The 13,591-nt window shown below is 67.0% G+C and carries 10 protein-coding genes and 1 tRNA gene; 4 read left to right on the forward strand and 7 right to left on the reverse strand.

The window, feature by feature from the left end; all coding sequences use genetic code 11:
- Positions 1–65: 65 nt before the first annotated feature.
- The gene (locus ACZY0X_RS09465) at positions 66–1,949 is read right to left on the reverse strand and encodes a propionyl-CoA synthetase (protein ID WP_463769698.1); all 1,884 of its coding nucleotides are present in this window, start codon (positions 1,947–1,949) and stop codon (positions 66–68) included.
- 60 nt (positions 1,950–2,009) lie between these two features.
- Between ACZY0X_RS09465 and ACZY0X_RS09470 the strand changes: the two genes are divergently transcribed.
- Positions 2,010–2,960 (forward strand): alpha/beta fold hydrolase, encoded by a 951-nt coding sequence (locus tag ACZY0X_RS09470; RefSeq protein ID WP_463769700.1) that lies wholly within the window; start codon positions 2,010–2,012, stop codon positions 2,958–2,960.
- 77 nt (positions 2,961–3,037) lie between these two features.
- Here ACZY0X_RS09470 and ACZY0X_RS09475 read toward each other — a convergent pair whose 3' ends face one another.
- From ACZY0X_RS09475 to ACZY0X_RS09500, 6 genes are read right to left on the reverse strand one after another with little or no spacing between them, the layout of a single operon-like run.
- Positions 3,038–3,718 carry a response regulator gene (locus ACZY0X_RS09475; protein WP_463769702.1) on the reverse strand — a complete coding sequence of 227 codons (681 nt, stop codon included), beginning with the start codon at positions 3,716–3,718 and terminating at the stop codon, positions 3,038–3,040.
- A gap of 8 nt (positions 3,719–3,726) precedes the next feature.
- On the reverse strand, positions 3,727–6,243 hold the full coding sequence (locus tag ACZY0X_RS09480; RefSeq protein WP_463769704.1) for a sensor histidine kinase: 2,517 nt from the start codon (positions 6,241–6,243) through the stop codon (positions 3,727–3,729).
- Between the two features lie 7 nt (positions 6,244–6,250).
- A complete protein-coding gene (locus ACZY0X_RS09485) occupies positions 6,251–7,126 on the reverse strand; it encodes a potassium-transporting ATPase subunit C (protein ID WP_463769706.1) in 876 nt (291 codons plus the stop codon).
- 2 nt (positions 7,127–7,128) lie between these two features.
- Positions 7,129–9,279 carry a potassium-transporting ATPase subunit KdpB gene (gene kdpB, locus ACZY0X_RS09490; RefSeq protein ID WP_463769708.1) on the reverse strand — a complete coding sequence of 717 codons (2,151 nt, stop codon included), beginning with the start codon at positions 9,277–9,279 and terminating at the stop codon, positions 7,129–7,131.
- Between the two features lie 2 nt (positions 9,280–9,281).
- Entirely contained in the window at positions 9,282–10,952 is a 1,671-nt protein-coding gene (kdpA, locus tag ACZY0X_RS09495; RefSeq protein ID WP_463769710.1) for a potassium-transporting ATPase subunit KdpA, read from the reverse strand.
- The gene (locus ACZY0X_RS09500) at positions 10,953–11,042 is read right to left on the reverse strand and encodes a potassium-transporting ATPase subunit F (protein ID WP_241403530.1); all 90 of its coding nucleotides are present in this window, start codon (positions 11,040–11,042) and stop codon (positions 10,953–10,955) included.
- Positions 11,043–11,374: 332 nt separating this feature from the next.
- Here ACZY0X_RS09500 and ACZY0X_RS09505 point away from each other — a divergent pair, with 332 nt between their 5' ends.
- The 3 genes from ACZY0X_RS09505 to ACZY0X_RS09515 all read left to right on the forward strand — a co-directional run bounded on the left by ACZY0X_RS09505 (position 11,375) and on the right by ACZY0X_RS09515 (position 13,427).
- Positions 11,375–12,571 (forward strand): hypothetical protein, encoded by a 1,197-nt coding sequence (locus tag ACZY0X_RS09505; RefSeq protein WP_463769712.1) that lies wholly within the window; start codon positions 11,375–11,377, stop codon positions 12,569–12,571.
- 132 nt (positions 12,572–12,703) lie between these two features.
- Positions 12,704–12,777, forward strand: a tRNA-Leu gene (locus ACZY0X_RS09510).
- Between the two features lie 455 nt (positions 12,778–13,232).
- Positions 13,233–13,427 (forward strand): excalibur calcium-binding domain-containing protein, encoded by a 195-nt coding sequence (locus ACZY0X_RS09515; protein WP_463769714.1) that lies wholly within the window; start codon positions 13,233–13,235, stop codon positions 13,425–13,427.
- Positions 13,428–13,591 lie beyond the last annotated feature (164 nt).

The following is a 13,591-nucleotide window of genomic DNA, read 5'->3' on the forward strand; positions in this document are numbered from 1 at the left end:
TGACTACTTCACAATAGTTCGACGCAGGCTGAGCGTGAACCCATCGAGACGTGATCGTTGCAGTACTAGTGCTCCAGGATCGGCCGCAGCGCGTCGATCACGGCGGGATCCTCAATGGTCGAGGGCAGCGGTTCCTCGCGGCCGTCGGCGATACCCCGCATCGTCTTGCGCAGGATCTTGCCCGAGCGGGTCTTCGGCAGGGCCGCGACGACATCGACGCGCTTCAGGCTGACCACCGCGCCGATGGTGTCGCGGACCGAGGCGACGAGTTCCTCGATGAGCCCCTCGGCGGACGCGCCGGCCTTCAACACCACGAATCCGCGCGGAGCCTGCCCCTTGAGATCGTCGGCGACACCGATCACCGCGCACTCGGCGACGGCCGGGTGCGAGGCCAGCACGGCCTCGATGGAGCCGGTCGAAAGGCGGTGCCCCGCAACGTTGATCACGTCATCGGTGCGGCCCATGACGAACAGGTACCCGTCCTCGTCGAGGTAGCCGCCATCACCGGAGAGGTAGTAACCGGGGAAGGCCTTGAGGTAGGAGGACACATATCGGTCGTCGTCACCCCACAGGGTGGGCAGGGTGCCCGGCGGGAGTGGAAGCCGCACGCAGATCGCGCCCTCCTCGCCGACTGCACACTCGTCACCGTTCGCGGTCAGGATGCGCACGTCATAACCCGGCATCGCGACCGTGGCTGAACCCGGCTTCACCGGCATTTTCTCGATGCCCATCGGGTCGGCCGCGATGGACCACCCCGTCTCGGTCTGCCACCAGTGGTCGATGACCGGGATGCCCAGATTCTCCGACGCCCAGTGATAGGTGCCCGGATCGAGTCGTTCGCCGGCCTGGAACAGGTACTTCAACGCCGACAGGTCGTAGTTCGCGAGGTGGGAGGCGTCGGGGTCCTCCTTCTTGATGGCGCGTATCGCGGTGGGTGCGGTGAACAACACCTTCACGCCGTACTCGGCGGCTACCCGCCAGAACGCCCCCGCATCGGGCGTGCCGACCGGCTTACCCTCGTAAAGCACCGTCGTCGCGCCCAGCAGCAGCGGGCCGTAGACGATGTAGGAGTGGCCGACCACCCAGCCGACATCCGAAGCGGCCCAATAGACATCGCCCGGCTCGGTGTCGTAGACGTGGCGCATCGTCCACAGCAGGGCCACCGCATGGCCACCGTTGTCGCGCACGATGCCCTTGGGCTTACCGGTCGTCCCCGAGGTGTACAGCACGTAGAGCGGGTCGGTCGCGGCCACCGGCACCGGGTCGACGGGTTGCGCGGTCGACATGGCCTCGGCCCAGTCGACATCACGCCCGGGGACCAAATCGCACGGGTGGTTCTCGCGCTGCACGATGACGCACTTCGGCGTGACGTGCTCGGCGGAGTCCAGCGCCGCATCGAGCATCGGCTTGTAGGCGACGGTGCGGGTGGGCTCGATACCGCATGACGCCGAGACCACCACCGCGGGCCGGGCGTCGTCGATACGGGCGGCGAGCTCATGTGCGGCGAAGCCCCCGAACACCACCGAGTGCACGGCACCCAGGCGCGCGCAGGCCAGCATCGCGATCGCGGCCTCCGGGATCATCGGCATGTAGATCACCACGCGGTCGCCCTTGTTGACGCCGAGTTCCCGCAGCACGCCGGCGAACCGCGCGGTCTGGTCCAGCAGTTCGCGGTAGGTGTAGGTGCGCTTCGTGCCGGTGACCGGTGAGTCGTAGATGAGCGCGGCCTGCTCGCCGCGACCGGACTCGACGTGCCGGTCCAGTGCGTTCGCGCAGGTGTTGAGCTCGGCGTCGGGGAACCAGCGGTAGAACGGCGGGTTGGAGTCGTCGAGGATGCGTGTCGGCGGCTTGGTCCACGTCACGGCCTGTGCGGCGGCGGCCCAGAACGCCGACGGGTCGGCGATGCTGGCGTCGAGGACTTCTCTGTAGGTGGATGCTGACCCGGTCATAGGGGAACCGTAGCGCGTACGAGGTTGTCTCTCCGTTGCAAGGATTCCTATAGTCAGATCATGGTTACTGACACTGGGTCTAATAGCGCGACGGGCAACAACGTGCCGGACAACAACGCGTTTGCCCGCAGCACCGAGCCGCCCGCCATCGCGGGTGTGCGCAGGTCGTTCATCGAGGCCCGCGGCGTCCGGTTCCACGTCACCGAGGCCGGCGACCCCGACGGACGGCCGGTCATCGCGCTGCACGGCTGGCCACAGCACCACTGGGCCTACCGCGATCTGCTGGGCAACCCGCCGCCGGGGCTTCGCATCATCGCCCCGGATCTGCCCGGGTACGGATGGTCGGGGCCGGCGCCGCATCGCTGGTACAAGGAGGAGATCGCCACCGACGTGCTGGCTCTGGCCGATGCGATGGGGCTGGATCACTTCCTGCTGCTGGGCCACGACTGGGGCGGGTTCGTCGGTTACCAGATGGTGCTGGCCGCCCCCGAGCGCATCGACGGCTACCTGGTGCTGAACATGGCCCACCCGTGGCAGAGCCCCCGCACGGTCCTGCCGCACCTGTGGCGGTTCCTGATCTACCAACCGATGGTCGCGGCCGCCGGGGTGACACTGCAGCAGCGCACCGACTATTTGAAGCGCGTCATCTACGCTGTCGGCCCCGCCGCGCACCGGCTCGACCCCGCCGCTGTGCGGGTGTACACCGAGCGGTTCCGCGATCCCGTGGTCGCGCGGGCTGCCCGCGACACCTACCGGACCTTCCTGTTGCATGAGCTGCCGTACGGGGCAAGGCATCCCGAGAAGCGGCGCGCGACGGTGCCGATCCGCGCGCTGTTCGGACTCGCCGATATCGCGGTGCATCCGTCCCTGGCTGCGCCCAAGACCGCCAACGCCGACGACTACACGTTCGAGGGTGCTGACACCGGACACTTCATCGTCGACGAGCGCCCGGATCTGGTGCGGGCCCGGCTGATCTCGTTGGCGGAGGAGACGAAGTCGGCTACGGGCTGAACCGCCGCGTGTGAATCTCACGACGGTTTGGAGCGGATTTCGTCGTGACGTTCACAAACGGGTGTGAGAGTGGGCGCTCACGTCGCGAAGCGGTAGCCCATCCCGGCCTCAGTCAGAAGATGCTTGGGGTGGCTCGGATCGTCCTCGAGCTTGCGTCGCAGCTGGGCGAGGTACACCCGCAGGTAGTGGGTCTCCTTGGCGTAGGCCGGCCCCCACACCTCCTTGAGTAGCTCCTCGCGACCCACCAGCTTGCCCCGGTGGCGCACCAGCATCTCGAGCATGCCCCACTCTGTGGGGGTGAGGTGTATCTCGGCGCCCTTCTTGGTCACCTTCTTCGCCGCGAGATCCACGGTGAACGACGAGGTTTCGACGACCGGCTCATCGGGCTCGGAGGCCGCCGCACCGCGGCGCACCGCCGCGCGCAGCCGGGCCAGGAACTCGTCCATGCCGAACGGTTTGGTGACGTAGTCATCGGCACCGGCGTCGAGGGCCTCGACCTTGTCCAGGGAGTCGGTGCGGGCCGACAACACGATGACCGGCGCGCTGAGCCAGCCGCGTAGCCCCTCGAGCACCTCGATACCCGACATATCGGGTAGCCCGAGGTCCAGTATGACGACGTCGGGCTTGCGCTCGGCCGCGGTGCGGAGCGCCTGGGCGCCGGTGGCCGCGATGTCCACCTCGTAGCCGCGCACCGAGAGGTTGATGCGCAGCGCCCGAAGGATCTGCGGCTCGTCATCGATCACCAGTACTCGGGTCATGTCGTTATCTATTCTGGTGCAGCGAGTTCGACTACGACCGTCAGTCCACCACCGGGCGTGTCGGCGACGGCGATCGAGCCACCCATGGCCTCCACGAAACCGCGCGCCACCGACAGGCCAAGACCGACGCCGGACGTGTTGTCATTGTCGCCGAGGCGTTGAAACGGTTCGAAGAGCTGGTCCCCGGCACCGCGCCGTATCCCTGGCCCCTCGTCGACGATGTTGATCAGCACGCGATCGCCGACCTGACCCGCATTGACGCGCACCGTGCCTTCCGGTGCGTACCGCAGGGCGTTGTCGATGACGTTGACCAGGACCCGCTCGAGCAGCCCGCTGTCCGCCATCACCGCGGTGTCGCCGACCTCGACCTTGACCTGCTCGCGTCCCGAGAAACCGCGCGGGATACCGAGAATGGCGCGGTGCACGGCCTCCTCGAGGTAGACGACGCGCAGTTGGGGATGCACCACACCGGCGGCCAGCCGAGAGGAGTCGAGCAGGTTGCCGACCAGCCCGGTCAACTGGTCGACGGACTCCTCGACCGTGGCGAGCAGTTCGGCGGTGTCCTCGGGAGAGAAGTCGATGTCCTCGGAACGCAGGCTCGACACCGCCACCTTCGCGGCGGCCAGCGGGGTGCGCAGGTCGTGGCTGACGGCGGAGAGCAATGAGCGGCGCAGCTCGTCGGCTCGGGCGATGGCCTCGGCACGCCCGGCCTCCTCGGTGAGCTCTGCCTGTCGTACCAGGCCGGCCGCCTGCTTGGCCACCGCGCCCAGGACCCGACGGTCGCGAGCTGGCAAGCGCTTGCCTGACAACAGCATCCAGAATTCGTCATCCCCGACCTCGACCTCGATGGCGGTGTCGGCGGAATCCGGATCGACGCAGGGGTCGACGCCCACACACGCGACGGTGACAGACCCCTGGCCCGGGGTCTCACGCAGCAGGCTCACGGCCCGTTGCGAGTACGTCTCGCGAACGCGCTCCAGAAGCGTGGTGAGATCGGCACCGCGGAGCACCGAACCGGCGAACAGCGCCAACAGCTCAGCCTCCTGCGACGCGCGGCGTGCCTCCCTGGCCCGCTTGGCCGCACCGTCGACGAGGGCCGCGACCGCCACCGCGACGGCAAGCAACACCACGACGGTGATGGCGCTGTCGGGCGAGTTCATGGTGAACGTGTGGCGAGGCTCGACCAGGAAGTAGTTGAGCAGCAGTCCCGAGAACACCGCCGACAGCGCGGCCGGCGCGACGCCACCGAGCAGTGCCACGACCAGCACGCCGATGAAGAAGAGGGCGCTCTCCCCGCCGATGCCGAGGAAGGGATCCAGCAGCATCGCGGTGACCGCGCAGATCACCGACGGCACGACGAGCGCGGCCAGCCAGGACGCCAGATGGTGCTGTCGTGGCGTGAGCGAGCCCCAGGACCAGCCGGGATTGGCCTCGCCGTGGGTGACCATGTGCACGTCGATCTTGCCGGATTCCCGCGCCGTCGCTGCGCCGATGCCCTCGTCGAAGATGCGGGCCCAGCGTGACCGGCGTGAGATGCCGAGCACCAACTGCGTGGCGTTGCGCTCCCTGGCGAAGTCCAGCAGTGCGTCCACGACATCGTCACCGACGACGGTGTGCACCGTGGCACCCAGGCTGGCCGCGACCTCGCGAACCTTGCCCATGTGCGGCGCCGACACCCCGGACAGGCCATCACCGCGCACGACGTGAACGACCATCAACTCCGCGCTCGACTTCGAGGCGATGCGAAACGCGCGTCGTACCAGCGTCTCCGACTCCGGACCGCCGGTGACCGCGACCACCACCCGTTCGCGGGCCTCCCAGGTGTCACTGATCTCGTGGTCTTGGCGGTACTTCGAGAGTGCCGCGTCAACCTGATCAGCCAGCCACAGCAGCGCCAGTTCGCGCAGCGCGGTCAGGTTGCCGCGACGGAAGTAGTTGCTCAGCGCTGCGTCGATGCGCTCGGGGGCGTACACGTTTCCGTGGGAGAGCCTGCGCTGCAACGCCTCCGGTGTGATGTCGACCAGTTCGATCTGTTCCGCCTGACGGACCACCTCGTCGGGCACGGTCTCCTGCTGCTCGATGCCGGTGATCTGCGCGACGACGTCGTTGAGGCTCTCGAGGTGTTGCACGTTCACCGTGGAGATGACGGTGATCCCCGCCTCGAGGATCTCCTCGACGTCCTGCCAGCGCTTCGCGTTGCGGCTGCCGGGTGTGTTGGTGTGCGCGAGTTCGTCGACCAGCACGACCTGAGGCGCCCGACGGAGCACCGCGTCGACGTCCAGCTCGGCGAACTCCGACCCGCGATACGACACGTAGTGCGGCGGAACGACTTCGACACCGTCGAGCAGATCCGCGGTCTTGCGGCGGCCGTGTGTCTCCACGACCGCCGCGACCACGTCGGTACCGCGTTCCAGCCTGCGATGCGCTTCGCCGAGCATGGCGTAGGTCTTGCCGACGCCGGGTGCCGCGCCAAGGTAGACGCGCAGCTCGCCCCGCTTCTTGGGGTGCAACGGCGCGGTGCTCACCTACCTATCATCCACCCATCTGGTCGAGCGCGATGTTGACTTCCAGCACGTTCACGACGGGCTCACCCATGAAGCCCAGTGCGCGTCCGTCGGTGTGGGCCGTGATGACGTCGCGGACCTGCTCGGGGCTGATGCCACGAGCCTGCGCGATGCGGTCCACCTGCAGATCGGCGTAGGCCGGGGAGATATTGGGGTCAAGGCCACTGCCGCTGGCGGTGACCGCGTCGGCCGGCACGAGGGGCCCGGCCGACGCGGCGCCGCGGATCGGCACTATCTGGCCGATCGTGTAGTCATCGCCTGGTTTCGCGCACTCGACCCGCACACCCTGGTAGGCGTCGAGGAACGGGACTGTGGTGGTGTCGCACGGCTCGTTGACGCTGACTACCCGGGTGGGGTGAGTGACCTGACCCGACGCATCGCGGGGGCCCATCACCGACAGCACCGCACCCACGCCGCCGCCGGTGCAGAACGGCCGGGCCCCGGCGCTTTTGTCCAGCCCGTTGGTCTTGGCGATGTCAGCGCTGCGGCTGCACACCAGGGTCAGCAGGCTGGGCTTGTCGGGCACGTCGACGATGCTCTCGGGACCCAGGTTGCTCGCACTGGTGGCCATCGGGTCGTAGCCGTCGCCGGCGGCGGACGGTCGGCCCTGCAGGTACTGCGGCAGGGGATTGCCGTCGGGATCGGTGTACAGCTGGCCGATCAGGCTGCTGCCCAAGGGCTTTCCGTCGGCCTCGATAATGGATCCCTGCGCCTTGTCGTTCAGGCCGGGAAGCATCGCGATCAGCCAGATGGCCAGGGGGTAGGCCAGGCCGACGATCGCGGTGAGCACGAGCAGTGCGCGAAGCGCGGCCCAGTGCTGACGAATGACGGTTGAGAACTTCATGTTCAGGACATCCCGGGGAAGAGTTGGATTACCAGGTCGATGAGCTTAATGCCGATGAACGGCGCGATGATGCCGCCGAGGCCGTACACGTAGAGGTTGCGACTCAACAGCTTCGAGGCGCTGCTCGGGGTGTATCGGACACCCTTGAGTGCCAACGGGATCAACGCGACGATGACGATGGCGTTGAAGATCACCGCCGACAGGATCGCCGACTGCGGACTGTGCAGCCGCATGACGTTCAGTAGGTCCAGGCCGGGGAACAGTGACACGAACAGCGCCGGGATGATCGCGAAGTACTTGGCGATGTCGTTGGCGATGGAGAACGTGGTCAGCGCACCCCGGGTGATCAGCAGCTGCTTGCCGATCTCGACGATCTCGATCAGCTTGGTCGGGTCGGAGTCGAGGTCGACCATGTTGCCGGCTTCCTTGGCCGCCGACGTTCCGGAGTTCATCGCGACGCCGACGTCGGCCTGCGCGAGGGCGGGAGCGTCGTTGGTGCCGTCGCCCGTCATCGCGACGAGCCGTCCGCCCTCCTGCTCCCGCTTGATCAGCGCCAGCTTGTCCTCGGGGGTGGCCTCGGCGAGGAAGTCGTCGACACCGGCCTCGTCGGCGATCGCCTTGGCGGTCAACGGGTTGTCGCCGGTGATCATCACCGTGCGGATGCCCATGCGGCGCATCTCGTCGAAGCGTTCGCGCATACCGTGCTTGACGACGTCCTTGAGGTGGATGACGCCGAGAATCTCGGCCTTGCCCTGCGCCACCCGGGCGACGGCCAGAGGTGTGCCACCGGATGCGGAGATACCGTCGACGATGGTGCCAAACGCGTCGGGAACGGTACCGCCCCAGGTGCGTACCCAGTCGGCCACAGCGCTGGTCGCGCCCTTGCGCAGTGACTGTCCGTCACCGAGGTCAACCCCCGACATCCGGGTGCTCGCGGTGAACTCCACCCAGCGGGCTTCGGTCAGCTCTCCTGGCGTGCGGGCGCGTAGACCGTGGGCCTCCTTGGCGTACACCACGATCGAACGACCCTCGGGGGTCTCGTCGGCCAGGCTGGACAGCTGTGCCGCGTCGGCCAGCTGTTCGGCGGTGACTCCCGGAACCGGGATGAACTCGGAGGCTTGACGATTGCCCAGCGTGATGGTGCCGGTCTTGTCGAGCAGCAGGGTGTTGACGTCACCGGCGGCCTCGACCGCGCGGCCCGACATGGCGAGCACATTGCGCTGCACAAGCCGGTCCATGCCTGCGATACCGATGGCGCTCAGCAGCGCACCGATGGTGGTCGGGATCAGGCAGACCAGCAGCGCCACCATGACGATGCCCGAGATGCCGTCTCCGGTCAGGGCGAGGCTGTCGGGGACGCCGGGGTTGTTGGCCATGCTGTAGATGGCCAGTGGCTGCAGCGTGGCGACGGCGAAGACGAAGATGAGCGTCAGCGCTGACAACAGGATGTTGAGCGCGATCTCGTTGGGCGTCTTCTGCCGATTGGCGCCCTCGACCAGGGCGATCATCCGGTCGATGAAGCTCTCACCGGGCTTCTGCGTGATCTTGACGACGATCCGGTCGGACAGCACGGTGGTGCCGCCGGTGACCGCGGAGCGGTCGCCGCCGGACTCGCGGATGACGGGTGCCGACTCGCCGGTGATGGCCGACTCGTCGACCGAGGCGATGCCCTCCACCACGTCGCCGTCACCGGGGATAACCTGGCCGGCCTCGACGACGACCGTGTCGCCCTGACTCAGTGCGGGCGCGGCGACTGACTCCTCAGCGCCGGGCGTGCCGGGGGACCAGCCGATGAGTCGGCGGGCCATGGTGTCGGCCTTGGTCTTCCGCAGTGACTCGGCCTGCGCCTTGCCGCGCCCCTCGGCGACGGCCTCGGCGAGGTTGGCGAAGATCACCGTCAGCCAGAGCCAGAACACGACGAACCAGCTGAACCACGACGGCTCGAGGATCGCCAGGATGGTGCTCCACAGGGCGCCGATCTCGACGATGAACATCACGGGGTTGCGCCACAGGGTGCGTGGATTCAGTTTGCGCAGCGCGTCGGGCAGGGAGCGCCACAGCATCGTGGGATCCAGGAGCCCGCCCTGGACGCGATTTTTCGGTTCGGATTCGTGGCGCTTGTTGGTGCGCGCCTCGATGGTGGACAGCGTCATCGTCAGTGGATTCCTTCAGCGAGGGGTCCGAGTGCCAGCATGGGCAGGAAGGTGAGCGCGACGAGGATGATCGTCACGCCGGTCACCATCCCAATGAACTGCGGGCGGTGGGTGGGCAGTGTCCCGACGGATGCGGGTGTGCTGCGTTGTGCGGCAAGCGATCCGGCCAGGGCGAGTGCCAAGATTATCGGCAGGAATCGGCCGAACAGCATGGCCAGACCCAGCGCCGTGTTGTACCACTCGGTGTTGACCGAGAGGCCTGCGAACGCCGATCCGTTGTTGTTGGCCGCCGAGGTGAAGGCGTACAGAACCTCCGACAGTCCGTGCGGTCCGGTGTTGAGCATGCCCGCGCGTTGGCCAGGCATCGCCATCGCGATGGCCGTGCCGGTCAGCACGACCAGCGGCGTGACGAGGAAGTAGCTCGCGGCCAGCTTGATCTCGCGGGGAGTGATCTTCTTGCCCAAGTATTCCGGTGTGCGGCCCACCATCAGGCCGGCGACGAACACCGTGATGATGGCGAGGATCAGCATCCCAGTCAGGCCGGAACCCACACCGCCCGGGGCGATTTCGCCGAGCTGCATGTTGAACATCGTCATCATACCGCCGAGGCTGGTGTAGGAGTCGTGGAACGAGTCGACCGCGCCGGTGGACGTCAGCGTCGTGGCACTGGCGAACACTGCGGAGTTCGCGACACCGAGGCGCTGCTCGACACCCTCCATCGCCGAGCCGACGGCGGTGGGAACCGTGCCGTGCGCCTGGGTCTGGAAGAACATCATCAGCGAGACGCTGAGGATGGCGATGATGCCCATCACGGAGAGGATCGCGTAGCCCTGCTTGGGGCTGCCGACCATGCGGCCGAACGTGCGCGGCAGCGTGAACGCGATCACCAGGATCAGGAAGATCTCGATCCAGTTGGTCCACGCCGTGGGGTTCTCGAACGGGTGCGCGGAGTTGGCGTTGAAGAAGCCGCCGCCGTTGGTGCCGAGCAACTTGATGACTTCCTGGCTGGCGACGGGCCCGCCTGGGATGGTCTGCTGCGCGCCGGCGATGGTGTCGACCACCTGTGAGTGCAGGGCGAAGTTCTGGATGACGCCGCCGGTGATCAGGGCCAGGGCCCCGATGGCTGCGATCGGCAGCAGGATGCGAATGGTGCCGCGCACCAGGTCGACCCAGAAGTTGCCGAGTTCCGAGGTGCGCACGCGCGCGAATCCGCGGACCAGGGCCACTGCGACGGCGATGCCGACGGCGGCCGAGACGAAGTTCTGCACCGTCAGGCCGGCCATCTGCACGAGGTGGCCCTGGGTGGTCTCACCGGAGTAGGCCTGCCAGTTGGTGTTGGCGACGAAGCTGACGGCGGTGTTCCAGGCCAGCGCCGGGGTCATCTCGGTGGCGGGGTCGTTGAGGTGCAGCGGCAGCTTGCCCTGCACCAGCTGGAGGGTGAACAGGAAGAGGAGGCTGACCGCGGAGAAGGCCAGCACGCTGCGCGCGTAGGCGCCCCAGCCCTGCTGTGCGCTGGGGTTGGCGCCGATCAGGCGGTAGATGACACGTTCGACGCGGGAGTGCTTCTCGGAGTTGAAGACCCGGTACATGTAGTCGCCGAGGGGGACGTGCACCGCGGCGAGAGCCAGGGCGAGCGACGCGAGGAACACAATCCCCGCGGTGGTGGACGACACTTAGAACCTCTCTGGGAACAGGAGGGCAGCGAACATGAACACCGCGATGAGGACGGCCAGGATCAGGCCGACCGTGTTGGCGAGGCTCATGACTCGAGGGCCTTCTGGATGACACCGAACAGCGCGAAGACCGCGATGGTCAGCAGGACAAATGCGACAACAGCCATGTCGCCGAACCTAGGCGCGCTGACCTGGCGTTTTGCGGGCCCTAACGTTTTCTTGACGCACCTGAGCTGCGTCTTGACGGGTCCTTTGCGGTGACGTGTGCGGCGTCACGGGCCCTACGCGCCGAACCTCGCCTTTGTCGCCGGTATTCGCGAATCTCCGACGAAAGGCGAGGTTGAATCGAAGTTTGCCCCCGAGTCAATTACTGTCATGGCTCATTGGCCGCGTCAGCGGATCCCTCGAGGTGGGAGTTGTACATGGAGGCTTCGATCCGACCGTGGTTCACCACGGGAGTCGCGCTCGTCGGCGCTGGCGCGATAGCGATGACGCCTATCAGTCCGATCCCGACGGCGTCGCCGGCCAGTGAGGTGCGAGCGGCGACCGCGGCGATCTCCTCGCAGTTCGATCTCACCGCAGTGGAGTGGCCCTACGTCCTCAGCCTGCCGATCGTGCGGCAGCAGATCCTCAACTGGGGTGCGAACTGGGCGGTCTACCTGGCCGGACTTGGCAAGGCCGGTGTCGGAGTGGTGGATTCGCTGCTGGCGATCCCCGGCGTGACGGTGGAGATCATCCAGGAGATCTTCGCCCTCAACCTCGTCGGTGCCTTTGACACCTTCGCGACCGCGGTGCGCGACTCGGTCGTCGCCATCGGCCAGCCGCTGCTGGACTCGGTGATCTGGCGCAACCAGAAGTACCTGGTGGTGCAGGCCGCACTCGAGTCCGCTGTGCCGCGGGCGTGGATTGACCTGGCCAACGGGTTCCTGGCGGCCGGCAACGTCGTCACGACCTCGCTGATCCAGGGCACGCAGGACTTCGTCGCCGCCGTCCTCACGTTCAACCTCGGCAACATCATCGACGCCACCCTCGAGGGGACGAAGAACTTCCTCGTCGCTCTCGGTGACGGTGCGGGCTCGATCATCGCCGGTATCGAGGCCGCGCAGCGGGGGATCAGCGCCGCGCTGGCGACGCCGCCTCCGCCGCCGCCCGACTTCAACTACCGGGTGTCGGACGTGGCGGGGCTGCGCACGCTGGCCGTCGACAGCACCGTCAGCCTGACCGGCAAGCAGGACGTCGCCACGCTCGAGCAACCGGTGACGGACACCGCGGACCTCACGGTGGTCAAGGACCTCGAGCCCGCGGCTGACCCCGTCGTCGTTGCACCGGTGGACGAGACGACGGAGACCGACGTGGTCGACACCGGCGTCGTGACGGAGCCGGTGGACGAGACGAAGCCCGAAACGACACCGGTGAGCGACATCTCGGACGATGAGACTGAGGCTGCTGACCAGGTCAAGGAGGCCCCGAAGGCCGAGGACGTCGTCAAGAAGGATCCTGTCGCCAAGAAGGTGACCGCCAAGAAGGATGCCGTCAAGGACGCCGTCAACAAGCTGACCGCCCGGGCGAAGAAGGACGCGGGGTCCGACAAGAAGTCGGCCTCGGACTCAGGCGAGTAACTTTTACGGGCCGTCATCATTTGTTGACGCGCCGCGATCGAGGGTCAACTTTGCCTCCGCAACGGGCGGGGCGTCACGCAACGTGACGCCCCGCCCGTTGGGTAGCGTCAAATGCCGTCGCGAGGCGGCGTCGCCCCCATAGCCCAATTGGCAGAGGCAGCGGACTTAAAATCCGCCAAGTGTCGGTTCGAGTCCGACTGGGGGCACCGGGAAACGCCTGTTAGATGCGTTGGCGCGAAGGCGGGCGGTCTCGAATCGGTCGCTTTACCGGCGCTTTACCGGCGCGGGGCGGGGCATCGAATCCGCTAGTTAACCCATCGAACGTCGCCCGTGACTGCAGCGGCTTGCGGACGATTCGGCGTACACCATCTGGCTCTTAGTCGCGCTCCTCGCGGCAGCAGTGGCACCGGGCGACCGACCATGGTCATTCTTCTGGTGCACGTTCCTCTTGCTCGTTCCACTTGGCGTCGCGGCTGCGCTATTAGCTCAACCGAGGAGTTGCCGCGACGAATAGGTGCGGTTCGGCCGCGTATGCCCCGACGGGAGCGCCTTTGACGCATGCGACAGTTTTTGCTGATTCGCCTGCGCGCTTGGCTTCGCTGGCCCTAGCATTCCGCGAGGGTTCGGGGAACTCACGCAACATCCTTCACAGGGGGACCACATGCTCGTTCGTATGTTCATCGCTGCTGCCGCGATTTCCGCAGTTGCTATCGGGGTTGCCCCGGGCGCGTCCGCTGCGCCGTACAAGAACTGCACCGAGGCGCGTGCCAACGGCGATACGAACATCACGTCTGACTCGCCCTACTACGGCCCGTGGTTGGACAAGGACCAGGACGGCGTCGGTTGCGAGTCGTAACCTCGCGACTGTTCGGCGGGGCCGCATCGCTCATAGCGTGCGCGGCCCTGGCCGCAGTCCCGATTGCTAAGGCCGAACCTGGCGCATTCTCGTCCCAGGATGAGACGTTCTTCCGCCTGCTGACAGGCGGAACTGACGACACTCCTGGGCTCGCGATTACGAAC

This window comes from Mycobacterium sp. IDUB_39, assembly GCF_055419205.1.

What these genes read in the sequence shown, in the direction of transcription:
- kdpB (WP_463769708.1), bottom strand. Translation starts at nt 9,279, where the DNA reads ATGACGCTGTCCACCATCGAGGCGCGCACCAACAAGCGCCACGAATCC.
- ACZY0X_RS09500 (WP_241403530.1), bottom strand. Translation starts at nt 11,042, where the DNA reads ATGAGCCTCGCCAACACGGTCGGCCTGATCCTGGCCGTCCTCATCGCG.
- ACZY0X_RS09475 (WP_463769702.1), bottom strand. Translation starts at nt 3,718, where the DNA reads ATGACCCGAGTACTGGTGATCGATGACGAGCCGCAGATCCTTCGGGCG.
- ACZY0X_RS09465 (WP_463769698.1), bottom strand. Translation starts at nt 1,949, where the DNA reads ATGACCGGGTCAGCATCCACCTACAGAGAAGTCCTCGACGCCAGCATC.
- ACZY0X_RS09485 (WP_463769706.1), bottom strand. Translation starts at nt 7,126, where the DNA reads ATGAAGTTCTCAACCGTCATTCGTCAGCACTGGGCCGCGCTTCGCGCA.
- ACZY0X_RS09515 (WP_463769714.1), top strand. Translation starts at nt 13,233, where the DNA reads ATGCTCGTTCGTATGTTCATCGCTGCTGCCGCGATTTCCGCAGTTGCT.
- ACZY0X_RS09505 (WP_463769712.1), top strand. Translation starts at nt 11,375, where the DNA reads ATGGAGGCTTCGATCCGACCGTGGTTCACCACGGGAGTCGCGCTCGTC.
- ACZY0X_RS09470 (WP_463769700.1), top strand. Translation starts at nt 2,010, where the DNA reads ATGGTTACTGACACTGGGTCTAATAGCGCGACGGGCAACAACGTGCCG.